The sequence below is a fragment of the Streptomyces griseocarneus genome, from assembly GCF_014655595.1.
GTDB classification, from domain to species: domain Bacteria; phylum Actinomycetota; class Actinomycetes; order Streptomycetales; family Streptomycetaceae; genus Streptomyces; species Streptomyces griseocarneus.
In genome coordinates this window covers 94,024-119,779 of sequence record NZ_BNBL01000005.1, presented here as the reverse complement: position 1 = coordinate 119,779, position 25,756 = coordinate 94,024, and the positions used below count along the sequence as shown (strand labels likewise).

Genomic DNA, 25,756 nt, shown 5'->3' with positions numbered 1-25,756 from the left:
AGCCCTGTGGCCTGTGAAGCGGGGTTGAACCGGCGTCAGTGCCAGGGAACGTCCGGTTCGCTCCTCAGCCGTCGGCGGCGGTGAGCGGCGTGCCACCATCGGTACGGCATGCACAGGACAGGTCGAGCCATCGCGGGCGTGCGCGCCCGTTCCCACCACGACCCCCGAGGAGCGTCGTCATGAGCGACCGCACACCGCTACCGCACCCCCTCGACCCCACCGGCGCCGGCGCGCACGCGGAGGCCGGCCGGTTGCGCGCCGCCGGCGCGGCGGTTCCCGTGGCGTTGCCCGGCGGGGTGGGAGCCGTCGCCGTCACGCGCTACCAGGAGCTGAAGGAGGTCCTCGCCCACCCCGACGTGGCCAAGAACGCCCGCCACTTCACCGCGCTCGCGCAGGGCGCGATACCGGACGGCTGGCCCCTGACAATCTTCGCCACCGTCGAGGGCATGACGACCGCCGACGGCGACGACCACCGCCGGCTGCGCTCCCTGGTGACCAGGGCGTTCACCGCGCGCAGGATCGAGGCGCTGCGCCCCCGCGTCGAGGAGCTGACCGCCGGCCTGCTGGACCGGCTCGGCGAGCGGGCGGACGCCACGGGCGTGGTCGACCTGCGCCGGCACTTCGCCTACCCGCTGCCCATGGCCGTCATCTGCGAACTGCTCGGCGTGGCACCCGGCATGCGGGACGACCTGCACCGGCTGTCACAGACCATCGTGCGCACCAGCGCCACCCCCGAGGAGACGCTGCAGGCCAACCGCGACATGGCCGCCGTCCTCCAGAGCGTCGTCGCCCAGCGGCGCGCCGCGCCCGGCGACGACCTCACCAGCGCGCTGATCGCCGCCCAGGAGGAGGACGGGGACCGGCTCAGCGACGGTGAACTGCTCGGCACCCTGCTGCTGTTGATCGTGGCGGGCCACGAGACGACGCTCAACCTCATCACCAATGCCGTACGGGCCCTGTGCGACCACCCGGACCAGCTCGCGCTCGTCAGGGCCGGGCGGGCCGGGTGGGACGACGTCGTGGAGGAGACCCTCCGCTACGACAGTCCGGTCGCCTTCTTCCCCTTCCGCTACCCGACGAAGGACCTGACCGTCGACGGCACGCTCATCGAGCGCGGCACCGCCGTCCTCGCCTCGTACACCGCCGCCGGCCGGGACGAGCGCGCGTACGGCCCGTCCGCCGCGCGCTTCGACGTGACCCGGCGCCCCGAGCCGCGCCATCTCTCCTTCGGGCACGGCCCGCACTACTGCCTCGGCGCCCCGCTCGCCCGGATGGAGGCGACGATCGCGCTGCGGGCCCTGTTCGAGCGCCATCCGGACCTCGCCCTCGCCGTGCCCGCCGGCGAGCTGCCCGCGCACCCGAGTTTCGTCGGCAACAGCACGGACACCCTGCCCGTCCGGCTCGGTACGTCCCTCCGCCTTGGTACGTATGGACGTATTTCCTCGCGATGACGCCCTGAGGGTGTGGTGACGTCCCCGGACTGACGGCCCGTATCCCAGAGTGGGAGCCGGGAACGCCGACGGGAGAGCAGAGATGTCGCGCAGTGTGGTGGTCACCGGGGCGAGCAGCGGGATCGGGCGGGCCACCGCCCTGCGGCTGGTCGGCGCCGGGTACGAGGTGTTCGCGACCGTCCGGAGCGAGGAGAAGGCCGACGAGCTGCGGGCCCGGGCCGAGGAGGAGGGTGCGCGGCTTCGGACCATGGTGCTCGACGTCGCCGACGGCGCGCGGTGCGCCGACGTCTTCGCCGACATCGCGGGGCTGACCGGCGGAGGCCCGTGGGCGGTGGTGAACAACGCGGGCACGGCGCTGCCGGGGGCGATCGAGGACGTGGACGAGGAACAGGCGCGCCGGCTGATGGAGGTCAACCTCCACGCGCCGGCGCGCATCGCCCGGCTGGTGCTGCCCGCCATGCGCCACCGCGGCGACGGCCGCATCGTCAACGTCTCCTCGGTCGCCGCCCGGGCGGTCATGCCGTTCGCGGGCTGGTACAGCGCCAGCAAGGCCGGGCTGAGCGCGCTGACCCACGCCCTGCGCATGGAAGCGGCGCCCTGGGGCGTACGGGTCGTGCTGGTCGAGCCGGGCTTCCACGCCAGCCCCATGCTGGAGAACGCGGCGGACTCCTTCGAGCGGCGCGGCTCGGTCTCGTCCCGTTACGCCGACTGCTACCGGGCGGCTGCCCGGTCGCTGCGGAACTCGTCCCGGTACCCGGGCCCCGAGCGGGTGGCCCAGGCCGTTCACCGCGTCCTGGTCAGCCCGCGCCCCAGGGCCCGCTACGCGCTGGGGACGGACGCGCGGGTGGGCGGGAGGCTCGACGCCCTGGTGCCCTACGCGGTCAGCGACCGCGTGAAGTCCACGGCCACGGGCCTGACGCCCGCCGCCGCCGGTCTCGAGGGGCTGCTGGCCCGGGTCAGCGGCGTCGACCGCCGTCCCTGACGTACGCGAGGATCACCGCCGAGGCGCCCCGCCCGGTCCGGATGCGGCGGGTCGTTCGCGTTTGTGCCGGGCCCGAGGGGCAAGCCGGTCACTGTCACGCCTCCGACTCGCGGCAGTGCCGGAAGGAGCCCCCGTGGTCGCCGTCGCCCTGCTCATGCCTCCTCTGCTCCTGTGCCTGGTGCTCGCCCTCGGGCGGTACGAGGAGTGTCTGCTGAAGGGTGGTTCCGCCGGGCAGCCGCCTCAGGGGCTGCCCGACCAGCCGCTGCGCGCCGTGCCCGATCTGCCCTCGCTCGAGCCGCCCCCCGTCCCGGGCGAGGGACGGCACGCCGCCTGAGCGGACCACGGGCCGCGGGACGTGGCCCGGACGGCACGAACGCGGCACGAACACGGCACGGCACCACGCCGGTTGCTCGACGTCTCCGGCACCACCATCGGCACCGGAGCCGGATGAAACGCACGGAAGGGGACTCCATGTCATCTCACGCACTGATCGCCGTAGCCGTCGCGACGGCCGTCGTCTTCATCGGTGTCTCCGTGGCCGTCTGGGCCGTCGGGCGCGGGGCGCGCACCGGCGGCGGCGTTCTGCGACGGCGCTTCGGGCCCGAGTACGACGCCGCCCTCGCCCGGCACGGCGGCGAGCGCAAGGCGGCGGAGCGGGAACTGTCCGAACGGCTGGGGCGCTACGAACACCTGCGGGTCTCGCCGCTTCCGGCGGCGGCCCGGGAACAGTACGTCGCGCGGTGGACCGGCATCCAGGAGCGGTTCGTGGACGCCCCGGCGCGGTCCGTGGCCGACGCGGAGCTGCTCGTCGGCGAACTCGCCCGCGACCGGGGGTTCCCGTCGACCACCTGGGACGACATGGCCGACGCGCTGTCGGTCCACGCCCCCCGCACCGTCCACGGCCTGCGGGAGCTGCACACCGCCTCGGCGGGGGCCCGCTCCCGGGAGGTCCCGACCGAGGAACTGCGCGAGGCGCTCGTACGGGCGCGTGACCTCTTCGAGGAGCTGGTGCGGGCCCGGCCCGAGGACCACCGCCCGCACCGGCACGCCCGGCGCGGCGGCCCCCGGCCGGCGGTGAACCGGCTGCGACGCCCGTGACCGTACGCACCACGGGAGGCGCGCACGACAGGCGCGTACGGGCGGGCCGCACACGCCCCCTCGCGCCGCTCCCCCGCTCCAGGGCACGATTCCGGCAGTGAACGTCGGCTTCGTCGAAGGAGGCCCGTGTGCCCGGTCGCGCGGAACGTCTGGAGCAGACGGAGAACTACCTGTTCTCCCTCGTCGACCGGGCCCGGGCCCTCGCCGAACAGGACGGCGTGCCGCCCGTCCCGCTCGGGGTGGGCGACTGCGACCTGCCGGCCCCCCTGCACATCGTGCGGGCCATGCGCCAGGCCGTCCGCGATCCGGGCACGCACCGCTACCCGCCCTCCGCCGGCACGCCGGCCCTGCGCGAGGCCGCCGCCCGGTACCTGGGCCGCCGGTTCGGGCTGCGCGTCGATCCCGCGACCGGCGTCGTGGTCACGCTGGGCAGCAAGGAGGCGATGGCGCACCTGACCATGGCGTACGCGGAGCCGGGCGACGTGGTGCTGGTCCCGGACCCGGCGTATCCGGTGTACGCCACCTGGGCGCGGTGGTGCGGGGCGGAGGTGGTCCGCGTCCCGCTGCGGGAGGGCAACGGCTTCCTGCCCGACCTGTCCGCCATACCCGCGGACGTGGCACGACGGGCGAAGCTGTTCTGGGTCTGCTACCCCAACAACCCCACGGCGGCCCTCGCCACCGAGGGGTTCTACGCGCGCCTGGCGGAGTTCGCGCTGCGGCACGACATCGTGGTCGCCTCCGACGCCGCGTACAGCGAGATCTACTACGACTGCGCGCCTCCGCCGTCCTTCCTCGGGGCGCCGGGCGCGATGGAGTGCGGCATCGAGTTCCACTCGCTGTCCAAGGCGTACAACATGCCCGGCTGGCGGGTGGGCTTCGCCGCGGGCAACGCGGCGGTCGTGGACGCGCTGCGCACCGTGAAGTCCCACACCGACTCCGGCACGTTCGGCGCGATCCAGCACGCCGCCGTGACCGCGCTCAACGACACCACGGGCTACCCGGACCACCTGCGCTCCGTCTACCGCGAGCGCATGCGGCTGCTGTGCGACGGCCTCGAGCAGGCCGGCCTGCGGGTCCTGCGGCCCCAAGCCACCTTCTCCTGCCTGGTGCGCTGCCCGGAGGGCCACGACAGCGAGGCGTTCTCCAAGCGGCTCCTGCAGGACGCGCGGGTGCTGTCCATCCCGGGCAGCGGATTCGGTCCCGGCGGTGAGGGGTACGTGCGCCTGACCGTGTGCGCCGGCACCGACCTGATCCGCGAGGCGGTGCGCCGCATCGCGGCCTGCCACTGGAGCGCCTGAACATCTCGTAAACGGGTGGCCGCGCGGGCGGCTCCGGAGCGGCTTTCGGTCGCGTCCGCCGGGTCCCCGGGCCGGCCCGCCGCACTCACTTCCGCGCACCTGTCGCACGGCCCCGGAACGCGGGACGGTAATTACCGGATGAATCCCCCGGCGGGCCTTCGGTGTTGTGGCCTGCTTCACGTACGGATCAGGACACGGTGCTCTCCTCGGCGTTTACCGGGACCGTGGGCGACGTCACGCCGTTGCGCTGTTGCGAAGCCGAAGGCGGCCGGGTGGCCGGCCGGGGCCCGTCGCACGTTCGCCCAGCTCGAACGGCGTTGCGCGGCACGGGAGACGGGGTGGCGGGCCGGGAACGCGCATGCGGCCTGCAAACGCTAAATGACGCGAAGCAAACGGAATGGCATTCCGTAGTCGGCCGACTCGAAATCCGGTGGGGGCGCGGCCGGCCGGCGAATACTTTCGTCGCACACCGACCGAACCGGCTCACCGGGCCGCGCGTCACCGGGCCATGCCTCCCCAGGACTGTCCCGCCCTGCGACGGCTTCAAGCCACTGCGATCCGCTCGTTCCCTCCGCGCCACCGCCAACCGCTTTACGGATGGTGCGGAGTTGGCCCACTGAGTCGAGTGAGGTAGTTGAAAACCCTCTTCGGGGCTCCCGCACGGCCGCGGTACCCGGCCGTGACCGGGCTCCGCCCGTGCGGCACGGCCCCTGGCCGATACCGCTTTACGACCAATTGACGTTCTGTAAGGAGCTGGATTGACTTGCCGCTCGCCACCCCAGCCGCGCCACACCCACGCCCATGCAACCGGGATGCCGCCATGCCCTCGCACCGACGGCCCGGCGGCCCGACGAGACGCGTCGCGTCCCCGCACGCGATCGCGTCGTGCACGGCACCACACCCTCAGCCAGACGTCGAGACGTGGAGAGACAACGCATGAGCACTGCCGAAACGCCCCGGGCCGGCGCGCCCCTCGCCCCCGAGACCACGGGAATCCGGACCCTTGGCTACGCCAACCGGTTCTCCACCTGGGACAGCGAATTCCGCTACGACGGCCGGATCAGGGTGCCGATGGGGGTGAAGATCAAGCAGGTCGCGTACTCGTACACCGGCAGCGGCACGGCGGACACGGGCGCCGGCGAGGTCAAGCGCGGGCAGGGCGGCACGGGCCAGGAGTACGAGGTCATCGACCTGACGTTCCTGGAGGACGCGGACCTGATCACCTTCACGCTCCGCGGCGACCTGAACGTCGACAAGGACGCCCGGCCCGCGTTCGCCCGCACGTACCCGATCCGGGTCGACGTCACGCTGGACAACGGCGACGTGCGGACGGCGACTCCCGAGGTCGAGGTGCTCAACGGGGCCTGGCAGAAGAGCGACCCCGAGAAGGTGGGCCGGCCCTTCGTCCGGCTTCCCTACGACAACAACTGGGGCGGCAAGCCCAACAGCCAGGCCGGCTTCGGCCACGTGTCGGACAACGGCCGGATCCCCGACGACAAATTCATCATCGACCTGGTCAACCTGCGCGAGGGCGAGCAGGGCGTCCCGAGCAACCACAGCGACCACGTCTACTACCAGCTCGTCCACGAGGACGGCACGCCGTCCCGCTACACCCCGACCCCGCAACTGCAGAAGGCCGAAGGGCACAAGGGCAGCGGCACCGACCGCAAGGTGACCCTGCCCGCCATCGACCTGCGCGCACTCGGCGACAAGCCGGGCTACTACCGCTTCCTGGTCTGGCCGCAGTCCGTGAACCCCGACGGTTCGCCGAGCAGCCTGCGCTGGGACCCGGCCAAGCCGGGCGACGCCTTCCAGATCGGCAGCGTCTACTACCGGTACCGGGCGACGGCCGCCGTCGACCCGGAGCTGCGGGCCACCGTCGAGGCGAGGCCGCTGCACGGCGGGGACCCGGTCGTGGGAAAGCAGTGGGTCTACCCGCCCTTCGTCCTGCACAACACCGGGCAGCGCAGGATCGGGACGGTGCCGGTCGTCTTCACGGCGCCGGAGGGCATGCGGTTCCGCGAGGACCAGGTGACGTTCACGCGCTGGACGGACGAGGGCCGCGAGGAGACCGCGGTCGGGGTCAGGTCGGCGGATCGCCGCACGCTGACCTGCCCGGCCGTCCCGCTCGACCTGGAGCCGAGCGGGCCCGGCAGGAACCCGTGGGTGTCGCTGTACCCGGCGATGGACGTCGAGACCACGGCGGTCCCCGGCCCGACGCAGGTCGGCATCCAGGTCGGCGACCCCATCTTCGCCACCGGCCACAACGCCTTCCGCATCCTGCCCCGGCCCTGACCCACGGCCGTCCCTGAGCGAGGAGCTGCCGCCCGGCCCGCACACCGCGGGCCGGGCGGCGGCCCCGCCACGCCCGTACAGTGAACGAGCACAGGAGCACACGTATGCGAAAGCCGGTCATGGGGGCCGCGCGACGACGCGCCCGCCAGCTCGCCCGGGCGCCCCGGATCGTGGCGCTGATCCCCGCCCACAACGAGGCCGAGCGCATCGCCGCGTCCGTCGCGGCCCTCCACCGCCAGGAACAACCGCCCCACCGCATCGTCGTCGTGGCCGACAACTGCACCGACGACACCGCGACGATCGCCGAGGCGAACGGCGCGACCGTCATGGAGTCGCAGGACAACCCCCACAAGAAGGCCGGTGCGCTCAACCAGGCGCTCGAGCGGATCCTGGGCGGACTGGACGAGACCGATCTCGTCCTGGTCCAGGACGCCGACACCATGCTCCAGCCCGCCTTCCTCGCCAGCGCCATCGAGGCGATGGACCGCAGGGTCGGAGCCGTCGGCGGCATCTTCTACGGGGAGCGGGGAGGCGGCCTGCTGGGAGCGCTCCAGCGGATCGAATTCCACCGCTACGCCCGCGAGATCGCCCGCCGCGGGTACCGGGCCGACGTCCTCACCGGCACCGCGACGCTGTTCCGCGTCTCGACCCTGCGCGAGGTCAGGAACGCCCGGCTCGCCGGCCGCATCGGCGGCGGCTCCTCCTATTACTCCCTGGCCTCGCTCACCGAGGACGACGAGATCACCAAGGCGGTGCGGACCCTCGGCTACCGCACCGTCTCGCCGCCGGGCTGCAGGGTCGTCACCGAGGTGATGACCAGCGTGCCCAAACTCTGGCACCAGCGCCTGCGCTGGCAGCGCGGGGCCCTGGAGAACCTGCGGGACTACGGCTGGACCCGGGTGACGGCCCCTTACATCGTCCGGCAGGTCTTCATGGGCCTGTCCGTCCTCTTCCTCGCCCTGTACCTCGTCTTCACCGCCTGGATGCTCACGCGCGGGCGCCCGGAGTTCACACCGTTCTGGATCGCCGTCGGCCTGGTGTTCGTCGCGGAGAAAGTGGTCACCGCCCACGGCGCCGGCTGGAAGTCCCAGCTCCTCGCGGGCACGCTCGCCGTCGAGCTGGCCTACGACATGTTCCAGCACGCCGTCTACCTCCGCTCCCTGTGGGACATGGCGCGCCGCCGGGAAGAACGCTGGTGCGCGACATGACCTACGGAGCACTCCCCCCGCTGGGCGCGCTGGGCGCCGGCGGCGCGTCGGCGCTGACGACCCGGTCCCCCGGTTCCGGTTTCCAGGCCCTCGCCACGGTCGTCGCGGCCACCACCCTGCTCATGGCCGGGGCGTCGGTCTGCAAGCTCCTGCCGCGACGGCGCATCGAGCGGGCGCTGAGCGGCGTGCCCCTGCTCCGCTGGGAGTACCGCGACCACTACGCGCACCCTGTCCCCGTACGGGACTGGGTGGCGGTCCCCTGACGCGCGGCCCCGGCACCGTCGTCGCCGCCGTCGCGGTTAGGGTGCACCTGCAAGATTGCCGATCGTCGAGGGATGTTCCGTGGTCAACCCGCCGGGGCCGCCGCACCCGTACGCCAGTCAGCCCTACGGGCAACCGTCCTACGGGCAACCGTCCCACGGGCAGCCGTCCTACGGGCAGCCGTATCCTCCGCCCGGCGCCCAGCCGACGGCGCCGGCCTGGGGGCAGCATCCGCCCGTCGGCGGGCCGCCGCGGTGCGAGATATGCGGCGGCATGCCGGCCGTCCGGGCCACCGTGCGGGGGCACCAGGGGATGGTCGTCCTCATGAGCTTCCTGAAGCGGTCGGGAACGTTCTGCCGCCCGTGCGGCACGGCTCTGCACCGCCGGATGACCGCCGACACCCTCGTGCAGGGGTGGTGGAGCCCGCTGTCCGTCGTGATCACCCCGTTCACCGTGCTGGCCAACGTGCTGGGGCCGCGCGGCTCGTTCCGTCGTCTCGGTCCCCCCTCCGGGGGGTGGCGGCCGCCGCTGGACCCCGGGAAGCGGGTGCTCCTGCGTCCGGCGGCCCTGCTGGTCACCCTCCCGCTCGCCCTGGTCGTCCTGGCGGTGCCGCTGCTGATCCTGATCGGCCTGCTGTTCGGTGACGCCAAGCCGGACCAGCTCTCCGTCGGCGACTGCGTCCGCAACAACGTCTCCTGGCCCCAGCAGGACCTGGAAGAGGTCGTCTGCGGCTCCTCCCCCGACGAGTACCGGGTCTCGCAGGAACTCACCGGCCCCGGCGACTCCTGCAAGGCGGTCGGCCCGGAGATCCCGTACATCGCCGATCCCAAGTACAACGCGAGCGGCCGCACGCTCTGCCTCGTCAGCGCACGCTGACCCGCGTCGCGGGTCCGGTCAGTCGCGCCGGCAGCGTCCGGCAGCGGACCCGTCCGGGCCGTGGGCGCAGATCAGGTCCCCGTCCGACGAACGGTGGCTCAGGTAACGGCCGATGCACTGGTCGTCGGCGGTCCGGCCGGCCGCGGCGCAGAAGGACAGGGCCGAGCGTCCGTCGGGGAACGCGCCGGGCGCGTACACCACCCAGTAGCCGGGGCGCAGCGAGGCGAAGTCGTCGCTGCGCAGCGTCCTGGCGGTCGGTATCCGCCGCTGCACGGCGGCCAGTTCGCGGTCGCGGCTCTGCGTCCCGTCGGAGACCTTCACCGAGGCGAGCTGGGCGATCCAGCTGTTCGCGCTCTCCTCGCCGGCGGCCTTCGCCTCCTCCGATTCCTCCGGCTTCGCCGATTTCGATGGTTTCGACGGTTCCGTCGTATTCGGCGACGAGGCGGGCGCGGAGGAGAGGGCCGGGTGGGGGGTGCTGCCGGCCGTGGCCGACGACTGCGCGGAGGCCGACAACGCCGACGGGTGCGGAGCGGCGGCCGGCGGGCTGTCCTCTCCCCCCTTGCGGAGGCCCAGGATCACCGCCGTCGCGCCGACGGCCACCAGGCACACCGCGAGGGCGGCCACGACGACGCCGCGCCGGGTGGCGCCCCTGCCGCCGCGCCGCGCGGTGACGGTGGAGCCGTCACCGGGCTGACGGGGCTCCGGCCATGAGAGAGCGGTCGGCGGGTGGGGTGCCGGCGTGGACACCGTCGTCGCGGCGGCCGACTCCACCGCCGCGGTCAGCATCACGGCCGCCCGGTCGGCCGTCGGCCGAGCAACGGGGTCCCGGGCGAGCAACGCCCGCAGGGCGGGCTCCAGGGGTCCGGCCCTGGTGGGGGCGGGTACGGCGCTCTCCCGTACGGCGGTGAGGGTCGACAGCGGGGTGTCCCTGCGCAGGGGCGAGATGCCCTCGACCGCCACGTACAGGAGCATGCCGAGCGACCACAGGTCGGCGGCCGGCCCGCCCGGTTCGCCCGCGGCCCGCTCCGGCGCCATGAATTCCGGCGACCCGATGACGCCGCCCGGCAGGGTGAGCCCGGACCGTCCGTCCAGCGCGGCGATGCCGAAGTCGGTGAGCACCGCCGACCCGTCCGGCCGGATGATCACGTTGGCCGGCTTCACGTCCCGGTGCTGGATGCCCGCCTCGTGCGCGGCCCGCAGGCCCGCCAGTACGTCGCGCCCCACGCCGGCGACGAACGCGGGAGGCAAGGGCCCCCGCGCCATCCGCTCTTCGAGCGAGACCCCGGCGACGAGTTCCATCACCAGCCAGGGGAAGGGGGCGTCGTCCACGACCTGATGAATCGTCACCACGTGCGGATGCTGGATCCGGGCCAGCGCCCTGGCCTCGCGGAGCACCCTCTCGCGCACCCGGGCCGCATCCTCGGGGCTGTCCGGGCCGAGCGTTCTGACCTCCTTGAGGGCCACGTCCCGGTGCAGCTCCATGTCGCGGGCCCGCCACACGGTCCCCATGCCGCCGCCACCCAGCCTGTGCAGCAACGAGAACCGGCCCGCCACGAGCCGTCCCCCGCCGTCTCCCGTACCGCCTCGCATGCGTATCCCCCGTTGTCATGGCCGTGGTGACGCCCCCCGGCACACCTCGGATGTCACCATGCCCCGCACCCGCACGCGGCTGTCAAGGGCGATGCCCCCACCGTCACCGGGCGCGCTTGCGCCTCACGACGGTCCGGATCAGGTCGACGGCCGTCCATAGGGGCGCCAGTAGCAGGAAGATGACGAGCGCCGCCCACAGCCACGGGTGATCGGCCAGGTACGGCACGGCGGTGTCGCCGAGCCAGGGGAAGAGGCGGCTGTTCAGCGCCGGGATGGCCGCGGCCAGCACGAGTGCGACGGTCACCAGGACGGCGAGGGCGGCGAAGAGCCACTTGACGCCACGGATGGCGAACGCCAGGACGAAGAGGCCTCCCACTACCGCCGCCGCGCCGAGGCCGGGGAGCCAATCGATTCTGCTGGTAAAAGCGATGATGCCCAGGACCACGAGCAGCAGGCCCGCGAGCCAGGGCCGGCCGCCGAACGACTTCGACCGCACCAGGTGGTGCGCGAGGCGCAGAGACCTGCTCACCGTGCCGAACACCGGCCGGAAGGACTTCAAGCGGGAGGTCCCCGCCTCGACGGCATTGGCGGCGACCGCGGCGCTCTGCACGATCGTGCGGGTCAACGCCTTGCTGCCGCGTTCGGCGGCGAATTTCTCCTCCGAGACGCGGCAGGTGGTGAGTAGGGCCTGGGCGTGTTCCGGCAAAACGGTCGCTTTGTCCGGCGAGTCTTGGAGCTTCTTGTACGCGGCGAGGAATCCGGCGGCGGTGTCCGCGTGACCGCCCCCTCTGTCGCGCTCGGCCTGCTCGGCCACGCACGGCAGTTCCTCCGCCGCGATGAGGCACTGGAGTCCCTTCGCGACCCATTGGGAGGTGATGGGAAGGCTGGTGGGCTCCGGTGCGTCGCTGCTCCAGAGAAAAGCCAGTTCGGCGGATTGCGATGACGCATCGCCGTCAAGCGGAAACACGCCCTTGGGTGGCGAGGTACCGGCGATCTCTTGCAGCTTGGCTTTGAGCTTCTCCTCTCCCAGGCCGCCTTTCGCCTCGTCCACGAGCCGCTTCAGATGGCGCGGGGACAGCAATACGTGGACGAGCCAGCCGGCACCGTCCAGGCGGCCCCACATCCAGTCGTTGGCGCGCCATGACCTCTTGTAGAACGCACCGAAGTGGTGGAGCTGAAGGCCGGTGAGCTTCTCGGCGGCCAGGCTGCGCGTGTCTAGGGCGGTCCTGGTGTCGGCGCTCATCTGGACGAGCTCCACGGCCTGCAAGGCGGCCGGCTCGTCGGGGAACATCACCTGTTGGACGGCCTGTAGCTCGAACAGCCGCCGAGCCACGTCGGCCTCGGAGGCGGCCTTCGGCTCGGCGGCGGTGGTCGTGCCGGTCAGGTACTCCAGGACGTTCCTGGCGTCCACCGAAGCCGTATCCTTCTTGCCTCGCAGCAGGCCCGCGAGCAGCGGTTCGGCCCCCAGGACCACCGCGGCGAGAGCGTGCCAGCCGGCGCTCAGGTCCTGCGGATCCTCCACGGTCAGCCGGCCGCGCACGACGTCTCGCCACGTGTCGGACGCCGCCAGGTCGGCGATCCCACCGGGCGGCAGAGGACCGGCGCCGGGCAGAACCTTCCCGAGCTCCTCCCGCAGGCTCACCGTCGTGCGCGTCGGGAGCGCGTTGTGCGCGTCCTTGAAGGAACTGTTCAACGTGTCACGGCCGTCCTGCGCGGGCCCCGCTGCGAATCCCCCGCGGAGGAGTCGCAGCACGGTGGCCTTCGCCCCGTCCAGTGCATCGGCGTCGGCGCGATTCTCAAGCGTCTGGTCAGCGAGTACCGCAGTCGCCGCAGCCGTAAGAGTGTCCAGGTCATTGCCGAAGCCGACCGGGCGGCCGTCGGCCGCGCGGCGGCCGTCCGAGATCAGCCATCGCAGCGTCTCCTCGGCGGCGGCGCGGGCCAGGGCCCGGACCCGTACGGCACGGTAGTCGGCATGCAGTCCCTCCCAGGCCAGGTCGCGTCCTGCCCCGGCGAGGAGGGCCAGGCGGCTCTCGAGGCTCCGTCGGCCGCGGGCCCGTTCGTTGTGGTCCGCGAGGGCGCGCAGCTCAGCGGTGATGGTCTGGGACTGGATGGCGTTCAGGTCGGCGAGCAGCGCGGGCCCGAGGCCCGGGAGGTCCTTCTGCCGGGGCTCCGCGCCGGCCTTCGCGGTGTCCTCGACTCCGGCGGAGGGCACGACGTAAGCCAGTACTCTGCGTACCTCCTTCTCCGCCGGCCGGTCGAAGATGGCCCGCAGGGCCGGGCCCAGCGGCCGGTTGGCCAGCAGTCCGCCGTCCGCGCAGAACTGCGTGCGGACTCCGGGGGCCATGTAGTCGGCCATGTCGGGGTGTTTCGCGTCGCCCGATGCGCCGATCGGCACGTACGCCGGTTCGAAGGCGCCCGGAAAGGAGGCGCTGCTGCGCGCCGCCAGTGCGAGCGTGGACAGAGCGGTGGGCTTTGTGAGGTGTTCAGCCGTGAACGTGTACAGACCCTGATGGGTCGTGTCCCGGATGGCGGTCCCGTAGTCGTCCTCGAAGGTGCTCTCGAGGCCGGAGAGAAGCGTGGTCGTGATGAAGACGCACGTCGGGTCGTCTTCGTCGGGCTCGGCTTCCGGTTCGCTTCTGCTGATGGACTCCAGCGCAGTGTGGAGTCCGTTGAGCAGGACTTCGTCACCGAGCAGCAACGACGGCGGATTCCGTACGGAGGGGTCGCGGAGCAGCTTGCCGAGCGAACCCTCGTCGAGCCAGAGGTCGCGCAGCTTGCCCAGATCGAGGCGGCGGGCGTTCGCCAGGCCCAGGAACGCCGCGTTGATGCCGCCCGCGCTGGTGCCGGACAGCACGTCGATGCTGACGTCCAGCCGCAGGAGCTCGCGCAGCTGCTGGTACTTCTCCACCTGGCGGCCCCGGACGGTATCCGTATCCCTCTCGAGTGACCAGCCGGCCGCCGCCAGGAGGTTCATCTCCCGGGCGATGCCCCCCATCCACACGGCCAGGCTCACGCCACCCGTGAACGTGGCGGCCAGCCGCACCTCGGACTGCACCGCCGGGCTCGCCTCTTCATCCGCTGCTTCCTGTGCCACCCCACCATCGGAACGTCGATCGACAAGGCCCGCATCTCGGGTCGCCTCGGCACGGACGGCCCGCCGGCCCCGCTTGCTCCGGATGGCGGGCACCCGAAGGTGGGCCGTCCGCGTCCTGGAGGATCGCGCCGGAGCGTCGTACGGGCGCTACCACCCGAACCGGCGCCGGTACGCCGACGGGGTGAGGCCCGTCTCGCGCCGCATCAGCGCGCGCAAGGTGGTGGCCGTGCCCAGGCCGCTGCGCCGTGCGACCACCTCGAGACGTGGCTCGCCCCGCTCGATCAACCGGCGGGCGAGGGTGAGCCGTTCGCCCGTGAGCCATGCCCAGGGCGTCGTACCCAACTGGGCCCGGAACCGGCGGTGCAGGGTCGCGGGGCTGACCGCCGCGCGGGCCGCGAGGTCGGACACCGTCAGGGGGGTGTCCAGCCGCTCCTGCGCCCAGGCCAGGACGGGGGCCAGGGACTCGTCGGGGAGGTCGGGCACGGGGCGTTCGACGAACTGCCGCTGTCCGCCGTCCCGGTGCGCCGCGAAGACCAGCCTCCGGCTCACCGAGTTGGCGATCTCGGCGCCGTGGTCGCGGCGGACCACGTGCAGCCCCAGGTCGAGCGCAGCCGCGCTGCCGGCGGCGGTGAGGATGTCGCCGTCGTCGACGAACAGCACGTCGGGCTCGAGCCGGACCGAGGGGAAGCGGACCCGGAACGCGTCCGCCCACTGCCAGTGCGCCGTGGCCCGCCGTCCGTCGAGCACCCCGGCCTCGGCCAGGGTGAAGGCGCCGCTGCAGAAGCCGATCAGGCGTGCACCGCGCGCGTGCGCCCGCCGTACCGCCTCGAGCACCGCCGCGCGGCGGGGGACGTCGACGTCGGGCCGGTTGGGGACGATCAGTGTGTCGGCCGTGTCGGCGGCTTCCAGGCCGGCGACTCCGGTGAGGGTGAAGAACCCGTCCCGCATCAGGGTGCCCGTGTCGGGCGAGCAGAGCCGGAAATCGTAGAGGTCGCGCCCGATCTCGGGCCTGCGCAGGCCGAATATCTCGGTCGCGCAGCCGAGCTCGAAGGGGTTCGAGTTCTCGTCCACGATCACCACGACCCGATGCGGGTCCGTGGCGTGGGGTGCGTGCGAGGATCTTTGCGTCATGTGCGATTCCTAGCACTCACGGCAGGCGCGTCACACGCACGACGATGAGCGGCATGAACAACGAACCCATCGCCCTGGCCGATGCCCTGGCCTCCTTCGACGCCCTGTGGAGTCCCCGCATCCTCACCCGGGTCAACGACTACGACGTCCGCGTCGCCAAGGTCCGGGGCGAACATCTCTGGCACGTCCACGACGACACCGACGAGTTCTTCCTGGTGCTCGACGGTGAACTCCGCATCGCCCTGCGCGAGGCGGAAGGGGAGCGCACGGTCGTGCTCCCCCGGGGCAGCGCCTTCACCGTTCCCCGGGGCACCGAGCACAAGCCGTCCGCGCCGTCCGGCGCCTCGATCCTGCTGTTCGAGCCGGCCGGAACGTCGACCGTCGGCGACCGCCACGACGAGGTCCCCGGCCATGTGGACGTGACGACCGGGCACGCGCTGCGGTGACGGCGGAGCGGGGCGAGGAGTTCACGGCGCCGCCTCACCCCGCCACCGCCGCAGGTCGGCGCGGACGCCGAGGGTCTCGATGTGGTCGGGCCCCAGCAACCGCAGGTAGTCGGCCAGGAGTTCCTCGAGGGCGGCGGCCGCGCCCGCCGGGTCCCCCGCGAGGCCCTGGCAGCGGGCCAGGCCACGGCGGGCGTAGAGGGTGTTGGGGTGGTCGGGGCCCAGCAGCCGGAGGTCGTCGGTGAGCAGTGCGCGGTACGCGGCGGCGGAACCCGCCGCGTCGCCGGCCTCGCCCCGCCAGTGGGCGAGGTCGGAGCGGCCGGTGAGCACGGTGGGGTGGTCGGGGCCCAGGATCCGTACATAGTCGGCCAGCAGGTGCTCGAAGGCGGTGGCGGCGCCTGCCGCGTCCCCGGCCGTGCCCCGCCACCAGGCCAGCCCGTGGCGGACGTTCAGGGTGTCGGGGTGGTCGGGCCCGAGCACCCTCAGGTGGTCGGCCAGGAGCCGCTCGAAGCCGGTGGCCGCTCCCGCCGCGTCGCCGGCCTCGCCCCGCCAGTGGGTCAGGTTGCCACGGGTGACCAGGGTGTCGAGGTGGTCGGGGCCCACCAGGCGCGCGTAGTCGGACAGCAGTGCCTCGAAGCCCGCGGCCGCGCCCGCCGGGTCTCCGGCCATCCCCCGCCACCACGCGAGGGCGTGGCGGGTGTCCAGGGTGTCGGTGTGGTCGGCGCCCAGCACCCGCAGTGTGTCGCCGAGCAGTTCCTCGTACGCCCGCACCGCGCCGGCCGCGTCTCCGGTCGTGCCCTGCCACCAGGCCAGCCGGCGGCGGGCGCGCAGGGTGCCGGGGTCGTCGGGGCCGAGGAGGCGGAGGGCGGTGGAGCCCAGGTCCTGGAAGTGGGTCACGGCGTCCGCGACGAGACCGGCTTGGCCGAGGCTGTCGCCGGCCCGGAAGAGGACGGCGTGCGCTCCGGTCCGCCACAGGGCGGCGGGGGCGTGGGCGGTCAGCGCGGCGGTGTTGGCCCGGAGGGCCTGGGCGAGGGCCGTGTCGCGTTCGATCCCGGGCCAGACCGCGTCGAGCGCGTCGGCGCAGGTGCGGGCCAGCGCGTCCCGTACGGCGTCATCCGGCACGGCCTCACGGGTGGCCCGTTGGACGAGCGCGTGGACGCGTGCCTCCTGGTGGGGCGTTCCGGGGGTGTGGTCGGCCAGGCTGAGCCGGTGCAGGCAGCGCAGCGCGGCCACCGCGTCCTCGGGGGTGACGCGGCGTCCGTCGCGGCCGAGGTGGGCCAGGGCCGGGGGTGCGGTCAGGACGGCGCCGGGAATGCCGTTGGGGTCGAGCATGGCGAGCAGTTCGAGCAGGGGCCGGGCCAGCCCGCGCGGGCGGAGCCGGTCGGCGTGTTCGACGGACAGGGACCAGGTGGCGGCCACGGTGGCACGGTGGGCGTCGGGCAGGCCGCTGTCCTCGGGGACCAGGTCGGGCAGGGTCCGTGCACGGTCGGCCAGCAGGGCGCGGTAGGCGGCGCAGTCGAGGTGGAGGTCGACGAGGTACGTGGCGGCCTGGGCGAGCGCCAGCGGCAGGTGGCCGAGGTCCCGGGCGAGCGCGTCGATCTGGTGCGGGTCGTCCTCCCGTCCCCGGGCGGCGAGTTTCGCGGTCAGGTAGGCGGCGGCCTCGGCGGGGGTGAAGAGACCGACGTCGATGCGGCGTCCGGGCAGGGCGGCGTCCCGGCGGCGGGTGGTGACCACGGTGCGGCCGTACGGGCGCAGCGGCGGCCACAGGCTCTGTCGGCCGCCCGCGCCGCCCAGGTCCGCGGGGTCGGCGACGTCGTCCAGCACGATCAGCCACCGTCGGCCGGTCGACTGCGCCCACGTCAGGAAGCGCGCGGCGGCGCGTTCGGGGTCCTCGAGGCCGGCGCCCTGGGCGCCGCCGGCGCCGGTCACGGTGGCGGCGGCCTCGGCGTAGGCGCCCAGGATCGCGTCCCTGCTGGTCGCGGTGACCCACACCAGCAGGTCCACGGCCCCGGCCTCCCACATCGCGCGGGCGTGGCGGGCGGCGAGCTGGGTCTTGCCGACTCCTCCCGTTCCGGACAGCGTCCGCGGCGGCAGGGCCGGGGAGTTCTCGGCTGCGGGCCCGTCCGGCGCGTGGCCGGTCTGCCGTGGCCCGTCCAGGGTGTCGGCGAGGCCGCGGTGCTGGAAGCAGTCCGCCTGAGGGGGAATCACCCCGACGGCGCGGGGCCAGGAGATGTCGGGCGGTGGCGGGGCGTGGTACTCGAGGCGGCCGATGGTGTGGGCCGCGATGCTGTGGTGGTCGGCCCTGACCGTCGCGGCGGCGGCGCCGGGGGCTGCGGAGACGGTGGGGGCTGTGGGCGGGAACGCCGTGGTGCCGGGTGCGGTCAGCCCTGGGCCGGGCCCGGCGGCGGAGGGTTTCCCAGCGTCACGTCCCCCATCACGCCGGCGGCGGCCGAGCCGTGGTCGGCGCGGATGTCCACGTTCCCGCCGACGGCCAGTCCGCCGTCGCCGGCCGACGGGCCGGGCGCCGCGCGCCGGGCCTCGGCGACGAGGTCGCGCAGTTGCCCGGCGATCTCCGCGCGCCCGGCCTCGTCCAGGTCTTCCAGCAGGTCCTCGAACCGGGCCTGCCAGGACGCGGCGAGCCGGATGCGCACCCGCTCGGTCTCCGGGGGCCCGGCGCCGTCGAGCGCGGCCGCCGTCCGGTCGAGCCGTTCCACGACCGCCCCGGTCTCCGTCCCCGCCGCCCGGCCGAAGAGACGGGCCACCCGCTCGCGGAGCCCGTTCCAGGCGTCGGTCCCGGCCGCCGAAGCGACCGCCGTGCCCGCTGCCGAGGCCAGATCGATCAATGCCTGGTCCACCGTGCCCCCTCGGCGTCGGCCCGCGCCCGGGCCGGGCGCGGCATGCGCGCCATCAGCGTAGCGGCGCCGCGCCGGAGTGCGCCCTGGAAAGCGGCCGGGTCAGCACGGCACGTATCCCGGCCGTCGGGTCGGTAAGGCCGGCCCGTCGCGATGACGGGCCGGCCTCGTTCCATCGCCCCGGCGCGTGGCTCGCGGGCGCCGGGGCCCGGTTCACCGGGTGACCGGTGAGGGCGGGTGGGTCAGTGGTTGGTGCCGGAGGCCCAGATCGCGCGGCTGCCGTCGTAGATGACGACGTTTCCGTCGTCCTGCACGACCAGCCGGGAGCCGGGGTGACCGTCGGTGTTGGAGGCCCACACGGCGCGGTTCGAGCGGGTGTAGACCACGAAGTTGCCGTCCGTCTGGAAGACGGCCCGCCACCCCTGGCCTACGGTTCCGGTGGCCCAGCGGGCCCTGTTGAACTCGTCGTAGATGACGAGGTTGCCGTCGGTCTGCATGACCAGCCGGGCGGTGTTGGAGCTCACCGACCGGCCTCTCTCCAGGGTGAACGGAGCGTGTAACGTCCGCGTCTGCTTGATCTTCTGCGTTGCTGTCGTGTCCTTGGCCGCCGTTACGGCGTGGCCGGAGGGCGTCGCGCTCGCCTGCCCGGCGAGCGTCATGGCCGCGAGTGCGGCGGCCGCGAGAATCGTGGCGGTCTTCTTCCCCACGAAAGTGTCCCTTCGTCGAGTTGTTCATCCACCGGCGCCCCCGGATGCGGGAGCGGCACCCCGGACTCTGGCAGCGTCACGGACCGGACGAACACACTCCGCCAAGGTGTGACGTGTTCGTGGCACTCTTTGGCCGGGGAATCGGCGGGCCGACGCCCGTTTTCGGGCAGGAGTGGCCTCAGAACGACCCCGGCGGGGCCGGCAGAGCCACATTGCGGGCGACACCCCTTGCCATAACCGTCGCACCGGCCGACGGCGGGGTGGCCGGGTCCCGAGCGGATCCACAGGTACCGTTTTGTCCGTTATCGATGGATCTTCGACGGACATCCGGCCGAGGCCGGCCCTGGCGGTGGCGGGAGGTCGGCGGGTGGCGGGGCACACGGCTCAACTCCTGCGGTGGCTGCTGACCATCCATCCCGCACGCACCCTCGTGGGCGCCTTCGCCCTGGTGATCACGGGCGGCGCGCTCCTGCTGATGCTGCCGGTCGCGACGGAGGGCCCCCACGCCGCCGGCTTCGTCACCGCCCTGTTCACCTCGACCTCGGCCGCCTGCGTGACCGGGCTGGTCGTCGTCGACACCGGAACGTACTGGAGCGGCTTCGGCGAGGGCGTGATCGTCGCCCTGATCCAGCTCGGCGGCTTCGGCATCATGACCATGGCCTCGCTGCTGGCGCTGCTGATCTCCGGAAAGCTGCGGCTGCGGATGCGGCTGACGGCGCAGGCGGAGACGAAGAGCCTGGACCTCGGCGACGTACGGCGCGTCCTGCTCGGCGTGGCCCTGATCACGCTGACCGTCGAGGCCACGGTGAGCGCACTGCTCGCGCTGCGGTTCTTCCTCGCCTACGGAAAGGGCCTGGGCGCCGCCGTCTACCTCGGCCTCTTCCACGCCGTCTCGGCGTTCAACAACGCCGGTTTCGGCCTGCGGCCCGACAACCTCGTCCCGTACGCCGAGGACCCGTGGGTGACCCTGCCGGTGGCGTTCACCGTGATCATCGGCGGCCTCGGCTTCCCCGTACTGCTCGAGCTGCTGCGCCACCGGCGCCGCAAGCGGACCCAGGGCAAGCGCAACTGGTCGCTGCACACCAAGCTCACGGTGCTCACCTCCGTGGTGCTGCTGGGGGCGGGAACCGCGCTGACGTGCCTGCTGGAGTGGACCAACCCCGGCACGCTGCGCCCCTTCGACTGGGACGAGAAGGTCCTCAACGGGTTCTTCCACTCGGCGGTGAGCCGTACGGCCGGGTTCAACACCCTCGACATCGGCGCCATGCGGCCGTCGACGCTCCTGGCGACCTGCGTGCTGATGTTCATCGGCGGCGGGAGCGCGGGCACCGCCGGCGGCATCAAGGTCACCACCTTCGCCGTCCTGGCCGCCGCCATGTTCGCCGAGGTGCGCGGCGAACCCGCCGCCGAAGTGATGCGGCGGCGCCTCGCGCCGTCCGTCCTGCGGCAGGCCCTCACCGTCGCCCTGCTGAGCATCGGCCTGGTGGTCGTCGCGACTCTCGTGCTGCTCACCGTCTCGGGCGAGACCCTCTCGGCGGTGCTGTTCGAAGTCGTCTCGGCCTTCGGCACGGTGGGCCTGTCCACCGGCATCACCCCGGGCCTGTCCACGCCCGGGAAGCTCATCCTCATCGCGCTGATGTTCGTCGGCCGGCTCGGGCCGGTCACGTTGGTGTCGGCGCTGGCACTGCGCGAACGCCTGCGCCGCTACGAGCTACCCAAGGAGCGACCCGTCATTGGCTGACTACCTCCACCCCCTCAGAGCGCGCCGCGAGAAGCGCACCACACGGCGTCCGCAACCTCCGGCCGGCCAGCAGGTCGTGGTGATCGGGCTCGGGCGGTTCGGCGATTCGCTGTGCCGTGAACTCATGCGCCGCGGCTGGGACGTCCTCGGCGTGGACCACGACCCGGTGCGGGTCCAGAAGCTGAGCGACTCGATCACCCACGCGGTGGCGGCCGACTGCACGGACCCGGTCGCGCTCCAGCAGCTCGGCGTGCACGACTTCACCAGCACGGTGGTCGCCATCGGCTCCGACGTCGAGGCGAGCATCATGGTCACCTCGAACCTGCTGGAGGCCGAGGTCCCCAACGTCTGGGCCAAGGCGGTCAGCCGGCAGCACGGCCGCATCCTGGAGCGGCTCGGCGCCCACCATGTGGTGCTTCCGGAACACGACATGGGCGAGCGGGTGGCGCACCTGGTGACCGGGCGGATGATGGACTTCATCCAGTTCGACGACGACTACGCGCTGGTGAAGACCGGCGCCCCCGGGGTCGTCACCGGGATGCCGCTGGGCGAGAGCCGGGTGCGCAGCAAGTACGGGGTGACGGTCGTCGGCATCAAGCGGCCCGGCCAGGACTTCACCCACGCCACCGCCGAGACGGTCGTCGCGCGGGGTGACATCATCGTCGTCACCGGCAGGACGGCGGCCGTGGAGCGGTTCACCGAGCTCGACCGGTGAACCGCTGTCCCTCCGGGACGCCCGCCCCGGCGGGGCGGGGGCCGTGGACGGCGTGGCGGCCGGTCCGTCAGGCCAGCTGCCGCCGGGCGACGACGACCGCGGCGTCGACGTCGCGGGTGCCGGTGGAGACGCACAGGGTGTAGGCGACGTCGTCCATGCGCTGCCGCACCCCTTCACCGCCCTCGCCCCTGTACAGCGCGCGGAGTTCCTCGTACTCCTCGATCAGTTTCGTCAGCACCGCAGGGTGAGCCTTCACCACGGGTTTTCTCCTCCCGCCCCGGCCACCGTGGCCGAGGCGTGGGCTCGGCTACCCAGGACGCATGCGGTCATGCGCATAGGTGAGCGGAAGGGGAGGCGGATGCGGATGCGCCGGCGGCCGTTACCGTAGGGCCATGGAGATCTGGATCAACCCCGCCTGTTCGAAGTGCCGCAGCGCCCTCTCGCTGCTCGACGCGGAGGGCGCCGGCTACACCGTCCGGCGTTACCTCGACGACGTCCCGAGTGCGGAGGAGATCCGCGCGGTGCTCGGCCGGCTCGGGCTGGAGCCCTGGGACATCACCCGGACCGGGGAGGCCGAGGCCAAGGAGCTCGGGGTGAAGGACTGGCCGCGCGAGGAGGGCTCCCGGGACCGGTGGGTGGAGGCCCTGGCGCGGCACCCGAAGCTGATCCAGCGGCCGATCATCACGGCGGACGACGGCTCGGCCGTGGTGGGGCGCACGGAGGAGGCCGTACGGGAGGCGCTGGCACGGTCGGAACGCGGCTAGGGCCTGCCCCCGGCGAGGAAGCCCGGCCTCCGATTCTCCTCTCACCGGGCGTTGTGGCGTGCGGTGCGGCCTCGCCGGGACCGGCGGTGGATACGCGGGCGCGGCCGGTACCCACCGGTGTCCCGGCGCGGTGGGGCGTTACCCGGCGAAGCCCAACTGCACCTGGCCTATGTGCTCGTTCGGGCCGCCCGAATCGATGTAGCACTGGATCGCGGCACAGTCGACGGGCCCCACGACCTCGCCAGTGGTGGGCGACTTGCCCTGGAACGCCTTGTTCACTACGAGTTGGAACGTGGCGGCGCCCTTGTCGTCGGTGCGATAGGGGGTGGCGCTGCCCCAGTTGCAGGCGTCGGCCCCGTTGACCTTGCCGCACTGCCCGACGAAGTACTCCGCACCGGGCTGCGCGCCGGTCACCGAGACGGTGACGCTCTGGCCGTCGTTGAGGTTCTGCGACGGGGTGACCGTGAGCTGTGCGGCCTGCACGGCGAGCGCAGGGGCCTGGGCCGCGACGGAGAGGCCGAGGGCCAGCGCGGCGGCCGCGCCGAGTCCGGGCAGCGCTCCGGTCCTGAAGTTCACCATCACTTCGTTGTCCCTTCCCATCCGAGTGGCCGGAAACGGGAACTCACGGGCGGCTGGCGGCACTTCCGCCATTCCGTCCGCTTTGGTTCCTCTGGAATGATCACATGCCGCTGAGCGGAAGGGCATCTTCGATATTGCTGCAAGGGCCGGAGGGCGGGCGCGGCGGCCCCGGATAAAATCCCCCGAGATCGATCTTCATCAGGGGAGGACGCCTTCATGGCGCTCAGAGACCAGACCGTGGGAATCGTGGGCGACCCCAAGTGGGGTTCCGCGCGACACGCCCGCGCCCGGGCACGCGCCATCTTCGCCGCCCCCAGCGCGGGCCGGGTGAGCGATCCCGTCATAGGCCGCGTCCAAAAGGCACGGGCCATCGCCGGCCTGCTGACGACGTTCCTGCTGATATCGGTCTACGGCGTGGACGGCGGCTGGAGCTCCGTGTTCGCGGACGGGCTCGCCAAGCTGTTCCTCGCCCCGCTGATCCTGATACTGGTGGGGCCGCTCGTCATCGCCGGCTTCATCTGGTACGCGCCGCCGCAGCACCGGGCGTTGCTGCGCTCCCGGCTGCGCTACCCGCTCAAGGCCATCGGCTGGTACCTGGGTGTTCCCGGAGCCGCCGTCGCCGGCTTCCTCGGCCTGGCCGGGCTGCTGAAACTGCTGCAGGACGTCCTCGTCGCACAGATGCTGATCGGGCTGTTCACCCTGGTCGTCGGGGTTCCGTACGTGATCTGGGCGACGGCCTTCCTCTTCTTCTCCTCGGGCGCCGCCGCCCGCTACGCCTTCAACACCGCCGACGTGCACGCCGCGCTGCCGGCCGTGCTCACCGCCGTGCTCGTGTGGGTGCTCAACCTCGTCCAGCTCGGCGACGGGCTGCCCAACGGGCCGCTGCCCGTGCAGATCGCGGCCTTCCTGGGCGGACCGCTGTCGGTCACCGCCGTCTCGTACTGGGAAGTGCGCGTCCTGCGCACCCGGTACGGGGTGCGCGTCCGCGGCTGAGGCGGAGCCCCGGGAACGCAGCGCGGCAGGCCGGGCCCCGTCGGGGCCCGGCCTGCCGTACGCGTTCGCCCGCCGGGCTCAGCCGAGCTTCTTGATCTGGGTGTCGACGACGTCCTTCGGCTGCTCCGCCTTGCCGGCCAGGCTCAGGGAGTAGAAGGACGCGACCGTACCGCCCTTGCGGGCCACGACCAGGTGGGTCGTGGCGGTCTCGCCGCCCTCCGCCTCCATGGAGAGGGTGAAGGCCACGGACTCGTCGCCCGCCGCGAGGGAGAGGGGCTCGACCTTGGTGAACTTCGACTTCTCACCCTCGGCCGTCATGACGAAGCCGCCGGCGCAGGCCGCGCCCGCCTTCTTCACCGCCGCCACGGCGTCCACGGCGCCCTGACCCTCGTACGAGCCCAGCGTGTCGGCCGTGATCGTCCCGCTCAGGGCGCCGAGGCCGGCCTTCATCTTCTCCTCGGGCGAAGCGTTCTCGGCCGGCTTCGCGGGCATCTTCATGACCTTGCGGGTCACGGTCGCACCGGGCTTGCCGGCGCCGCGCATCGCCATGACGTCGACCAGCGGCTTGCACTCGGCCTTGTCGGCGCTCATGGTCTTGGTCGACTCGGCGTCCGCCTTGCTGGAGTCGGCGGCCTTGTAGCCCTGGAGGTCGCCCTCGGTCACCACGAGCTTCTCCAGCTCCGCCTTCGACAGGGCCTTCGCGGCCGGGGCGGCGGGCGCGCCCGACGAGGCCTTGGCCTTGGGCTCGTCCTTCGCCTCGGAGTCCTTGGAGCCGCAAGCGCTGACGAGCAGGGCCAGCGAAACCGCGGACGCGGCGACGGCGGTACGACGGACGGTGATGCGACGCATGGAACAGCTTTCTTCCGAAATGATGAGAGACAACGTTCCCCCGCGCCGGATTCCCCCAGCGTTCACGCGGACCGTCGTGTGCGGATCAATGTACGTCCCATACCGGCCGACAGATCAACATAATTATGACCTCGCCCCCGATCGTGATGTCGGCGCAATCAGCCGTCTACCCGACCGAGACGCTTTCCGACGTCTCCTCTTCGCGCAACGCCTTGAGCTCGCCGTAGTAGTGACGTATTCGGGTGAGTTTCTCCGCGATCTCCTCGTCCGAGACCGGTGACATCTCGCCGAGGAACTCGAGGAGCCCCTCCCGCCCGGGACCGTCACCGGCGCGTACGTACTCCAGGGTCCGCGCCAGGCCGTTGGCGACGAGGAACACCTCGGGCAGCCCGCAATACGTGTCGAAGCTGACGGACTTCGCCTCCCACAGCAACCAGATGTCCTCCATCCGCCGCTGCTCGGCGACGAGCAGGGCCGCCATGCCGATCTGGTCGCTGTAACCCCAGGCATGATGGTGCCCCAGAATTTCCTGGCGCAGCAGATGGCGCGCGAAGTCCGCGGAGTACGGGCCGGGGCTCGCGACGAGCATCTCCAGCACTTCCTCGCGGTCCCCCCAGCCGGCGTCGTAGGGGAGGCCCTCCTTGTCGTACCGGCCGTCGAAGGACAGCAGTTCCCAGCTGTCGGGGTCCGCCTGCCACCAGGTCAGGTCGGGAACGGTGGGCCGGCCCATCGGGACCGCCTTCCTCTCGGGATCGGTCATCGGGCGCCATTTCACCTCAAGGTGATCCGATCGGTCCACCGGCGGCGTCCCCGCCGAGGACGTAGGGCG

24 protein-coding genes are annotated in these 25,756 nt (G+C 72.7%); 14 read left to right on the top strand and 10 right to left on the bottom strand.

What is annotated here, in order from left to right; genetic code table 11:
- Window positions 1-179: 179 nt before the first annotated feature.
- The 9 genes from IE295_RS14590 to IE295_RS14550 all read left to right on the top strand — a co-directional run bounded on the left by IE295_RS14590 (window position 180) and on the right by IE295_RS14550 (window position 9,469).
- On the top strand, window positions 180-1,451 hold the full coding sequence (locus tag IE295_RS14590; protein WP_190064054.1) for a cytochrome P450 family protein: 1,272 nt from the start codon (window positions 180-182) through the stop codon (window positions 1,449-1,451).
- A gap of 82 nt (window positions 1,452-1,533) precedes the next feature.
- The gene (locus IE295_RS14585; protein ID WP_190064053.1) at window positions 1,534-2,433 is read left to right on the top strand and encodes an SDR family oxidoreductase; all 900 of its coding nucleotides are present in this window, start codon (window positions 1,534-1,536) and stop codon (window positions 2,431-2,433) included.
- 133 nt (window positions 2,434-2,566) lie between these two features.
- Complete coding sequence (locus tag IE295_RS14580; protein WP_190064052.1) at window positions 2,567-2,767, top strand: hypothetical protein; 201 nt, start codon at window positions 2,567-2,569, stop codon at window positions 2,765-2,767.
- 137 nt (window positions 2,768-2,904) lie between these two features.
- The gene (locus tag IE295_RS14575) at window positions 2,905-3,531 is read left to right on the top strand and encodes a hypothetical protein (RefSeq protein ID WP_190064051.1); all 627 of its coding nucleotides are present in this window, start codon (window positions 2,905-2,907) and stop codon (window positions 3,529-3,531) included.
- Between the two features lie 128 nt (window positions 3,532-3,659).
- On the top strand, window positions 3,660-4,829 hold the full coding sequence (locus IE295_RS14570) for an aminotransferase class I/II-fold pyridoxal phosphate-dependent enzyme (RefSeq protein ID WP_190064050.1): 1,170 nt from the start codon (window positions 3,660-3,662) through the stop codon (window positions 4,827-4,829).
- A 936-nt stretch (window positions 4,830-5,765) separates the two neighbouring features.
- Window positions 5,766-7,124 carry a hypothetical protein gene (locus tag IE295_RS14565; protein ID WP_190064049.1) on the top strand — a complete coding sequence of 453 codons (1,359 nt, stop codon included), beginning with the start codon at window positions 5,766-5,768 and terminating at the stop codon, window positions 7,122-7,124.
- Between the two features lie 104 nt (window positions 7,125-7,228).
- On the top strand, window positions 7,229-8,332 hold the full coding sequence (locus IE295_RS14560) for a glycosyltransferase family 2 protein (protein WP_224323275.1): 1,104 nt from the start codon (window positions 7,229-7,231) through the stop codon (window positions 8,330-8,332).
- A complete protein-coding gene (locus tag IE295_RS14555; protein WP_190064048.1) occupies window positions 8,329-8,595 on the top strand; it encodes a hypothetical protein in 267 nt (88 codons plus the stop codon). The genes IE295_RS14560 and IE295_RS14555 overlap by 4 nt, the downstream gene beginning before the upstream one ends.
- Before the next feature lie 322 nt (window positions 8,596-8,917).
- On the top strand, window positions 8,918-9,469 hold the full coding sequence (locus tag IE295_RS14550; RefSeq protein WP_224323276.1) for an LppU/SCO3897 family protein: 552 nt from the start codon (window positions 8,918-8,920) through the stop codon (window positions 9,467-9,469).
- Between the two features lie 18 nt (window positions 9,470-9,487).
- Here the strand turns inward: IE295_RS14550 and IE295_RS14545 are convergent, their stop codons facing one another.
- The 3 genes from IE295_RS14545 to IE295_RS14535 form a co-directional block, all read right to left on the bottom strand.
- Window positions 9,488-10,978 carry a serine/threonine-protein kinase gene (locus tag IE295_RS14545; RefSeq protein ID WP_229922965.1) on the bottom strand — a complete coding sequence of 497 codons (1,491 nt, stop codon included), beginning with the start codon at window positions 10,976-10,978 and terminating at the stop codon, window positions 9,488-9,490.
- 184 nt (window positions 10,979-11,162) lie between these two features.
- Complete coding sequence (locus tag IE295_RS14540; RefSeq protein WP_190064045.1) at window positions 11,163-14,153, bottom strand: patatin-like protein; 2,991 nt, start codon at window positions 14,151-14,153, stop codon at window positions 11,163-11,165.
- A 147-nt stretch (window positions 14,154-14,300) separates the two neighbouring features.
- On the bottom strand, window positions 14,301-15,284 hold the full coding sequence (locus IE295_RS14535; RefSeq protein ID WP_190064044.1) for a helix-turn-helix domain-containing protein: 984 nt from the start codon (window positions 15,282-15,284) through the stop codon (window positions 14,301-14,303).
- 53 nt (window positions 15,285-15,337) lie between these two features.
- Between IE295_RS14535 and IE295_RS14530 the strand changes: the two genes are divergently transcribed.
- A complete protein-coding gene (locus IE295_RS14530) occupies window positions 15,338-15,730 on the top strand; it encodes a cupin domain-containing protein (RefSeq protein ID WP_190064043.1) in 393 nt (130 codons plus the stop codon).
- Window positions 15,731-15,751: 21 nt separating this feature from the next.
- On the opposite strand, the gene IE295_RS14525 is transcribed toward IE295_RS14530, so the two are convergent.
- From IE295_RS14525 to IE295_RS14515, 3 genes are all read right to left on the bottom strand, one after another.
- Window positions 15,752-17,935 carry a tetratricopeptide repeat protein gene (locus tag IE295_RS14525; protein WP_190064042.1) on the bottom strand — a complete coding sequence of 728 codons (2,184 nt, stop codon included), beginning with the start codon at window positions 17,933-17,935 and terminating at the stop codon, window positions 15,752-15,754.
- 173 nt (window positions 17,936-18,108) lie between these two features.
- Window positions 18,109-18,582, bottom strand: coding sequence for a hypothetical protein (locus tag IE295_RS14520; protein ID WP_190064041.1), 474 nt, complete (start codon window positions 18,580-18,582; stop codon window positions 18,109-18,111).
- A gap of 239 nt (window positions 18,583-18,821) precedes the next feature.
- Window positions 18,822-19,286 (bottom strand): hypothetical protein, encoded by a 465-nt coding sequence (locus IE295_RS14515; protein WP_190064040.1) that lies wholly within the window; start codon window positions 19,284-19,286, stop codon window positions 18,822-18,824.
- A gap of 367 nt (window positions 19,287-19,653) precedes the next feature.
- Between IE295_RS14515 and IE295_RS14510 the strand changes: the two genes are divergently transcribed.
- The gene (locus tag IE295_RS14510) at window positions 19,654-21,027 is read left to right on the top strand and encodes a TrkH family potassium uptake protein (protein WP_224323277.1); all 1,374 of its coding nucleotides are present in this window, start codon (window positions 19,654-19,656) and stop codon (window positions 21,025-21,027) included.
- Complete coding sequence (locus IE295_RS14505; protein WP_224323278.1) at window positions 21,020-21,742, top strand: potassium channel family protein; 723 nt, start codon at window positions 21,020-21,022, stop codon at window positions 21,740-21,742. The genes IE295_RS14510 and IE295_RS14505 overlap by 8 nt, the downstream gene beginning before the upstream one ends.
- A gap of 67 nt (window positions 21,743-21,809) precedes the next feature.
- On the opposite strand, the gene IE295_RS14500 is transcribed toward IE295_RS14505, so the two are convergent.
- Window positions 21,810-22,001 carry a DUF5133 domain-containing protein gene (locus tag IE295_RS14500; RefSeq protein ID WP_190064039.1) on the bottom strand — a complete coding sequence of 64 codons (192 nt, stop codon included), beginning with the start codon at window positions 21,999-22,001 and terminating at the stop codon, window positions 21,810-21,812.
- A 133-nt stretch (window positions 22,002-22,134) separates the two neighbouring features.
- On the opposite strand from IE295_RS14500, the gene IE295_RS14495 reads away from it, so the two are divergent.
- Window positions 22,135-22,506, top strand: coding sequence for an arsenate reductase family protein (locus IE295_RS14495; RefSeq protein ID WP_190064038.1), 372 nt, complete (start codon window positions 22,135-22,137; stop codon window positions 22,504-22,506).
- Window positions 22,507-22,644: 138 nt separating this feature from the next.
- On the opposite strand, the gene IE295_RS14490 is transcribed toward IE295_RS14495, so the two are convergent.
- A complete protein-coding gene (locus IE295_RS14490; RefSeq protein WP_190064037.1) occupies window positions 22,645-23,085 on the bottom strand; it encodes an enediyne antibiotic chromoprotein in 441 nt (146 codons plus the stop codon).
- A 216-nt stretch (window positions 23,086-23,301) separates the two neighbouring features.
- Here IE295_RS14490 and IE295_RS14485 point away from each other — a divergent pair, with 216 nt between their 5' ends.
- Window positions 23,302-24,078 carry a hypothetical protein gene (locus tag IE295_RS14485; RefSeq protein WP_190064036.1) on the top strand — a complete coding sequence of 259 codons (777 nt, stop codon included), beginning with the start codon at window positions 23,302-23,304 and terminating at the stop codon, window positions 24,076-24,078.
- Window positions 24,079-24,156: 78 nt separating this feature from the next.
- On the opposite strand, the gene IE295_RS14480 is transcribed toward IE295_RS14485, so the two are convergent.
- Together IE295_RS14480 and IE295_RS14475 are read right to left on the bottom strand one after the other, a co-directional pair.
- Window positions 24,157-24,927, bottom strand: coding sequence for a hypothetical protein (locus IE295_RS14480; protein ID WP_190064035.1), 771 nt, complete (start codon window positions 24,925-24,927; stop codon window positions 24,157-24,159).
- A gap of 166 nt (window positions 24,928-25,093) precedes the next feature.
- Window positions 25,094-25,687 carry a hypothetical protein gene (locus IE295_RS14475; protein ID WP_190064034.1) on the bottom strand — a complete coding sequence of 198 codons (594 nt, stop codon included), beginning with the start codon at window positions 25,685-25,687 and terminating at the stop codon, window positions 25,094-25,096.
- Window positions 25,688-25,756: the final 69 nt, after the last annotated feature.

Excerpts from the sequence above, each read along its gene's own strand:
- IE295_RS14590 (WP_190064054.1), top strand. The coding sequence starts at position 180 with ATGAGCGACCGCACACCGCTACCGCACCCCCTCGACCCCACCGGCGCC.
- IE295_RS14585 (WP_190064053.1), top strand. The coding sequence starts at position 1,534 with ATGTCGCGCAGTGTGGTGGTCACCGGGGCGAGCAGCGGGATCGGGCGG.
- IE295_RS14575 (WP_190064051.1), top strand. The coding sequence starts at position 2,905 with ATGTCATCTCACGCACTGATCGCCGTAGCCGTCGCGACGGCCGTCGTC.
- IE295_RS14565 (WP_190064049.1), top strand. The coding sequence starts at position 5,766 with ATGAGCACTGCCGAAACGCCCCGGGCCGGCGCGCCCCTCGCCCCCGAG.
- IE295_RS14560 (WP_224323275.1), top strand. The coding sequence starts at position 7,229 with ATGCGAAAGCCGGTCATGGGGGCCGCGCGACGACGCGCCCGCCAGCTC.
- IE295_RS14555 (WP_190064048.1), top strand. The coding sequence starts at position 8,329 with ATGACCTACGGAGCACTCCCCCCGCTGGGCGCGCTGGGCGCCGGCGGC.
- IE295_RS14550 (WP_224323276.1), top strand. The coding sequence starts at position 8,918 with ATGAGCTTCCTGAAGCGGTCGGGAACGTTCTGCCGCCCGTGCGGCACG.
- IE295_RS14545 (WP_229922965.1), bottom strand. The coding sequence starts at position 10,978 with ATGGGGACCGTGTGGCGGGCCCGCGACATGGAGCTGCACCGGGACGTG.
- IE295_RS14535 (WP_190064044.1), bottom strand. The coding sequence starts at position 15,284 with ATGACGCAAAGATCCTCGCACGCACCCCACGCCACGGACCCGCATCGG.
- IE295_RS14530 (WP_190064043.1), top strand. The coding sequence starts at position 15,338 with ATGAACAACGAACCCATCGCCCTGGCCGATGCCCTGGCCTCCTTCGAC.
- IE295_RS14495 (WP_190064038.1), top strand. The coding sequence starts at position 22,135 with ATGGAGATCTGGATCAACCCCGCCTGTTCGAAGTGCCGCAGCGCCCTC.
- IE295_RS14490 (WP_190064037.1), bottom strand. The coding sequence starts at position 23,085 with ATGGTGAACTTCAGGACCGGAGCGCTGCCCGGACTCGGCGCGGCCGCC.
- IE295_RS14485 (WP_190064036.1), top strand. The coding sequence starts at position 23,302 with ATGGCGCTCAGAGACCAGACCGTGGGAATCGTGGGCGACCCCAAGTGG.
- IE295_RS14480 (WP_190064035.1), bottom strand. The coding sequence starts at position 24,927 with ATGCGTCGCATCACCGTCCGTCGTACCGCCGTCGCCGCGTCCGCGGTT.
- IE295_RS14475 (WP_190064034.1), bottom strand. The coding sequence starts at position 25,687 with ATGACCGATCCCGAGAGGAAGGCGGTCCCGATGGGCCGGCCCACCGTT.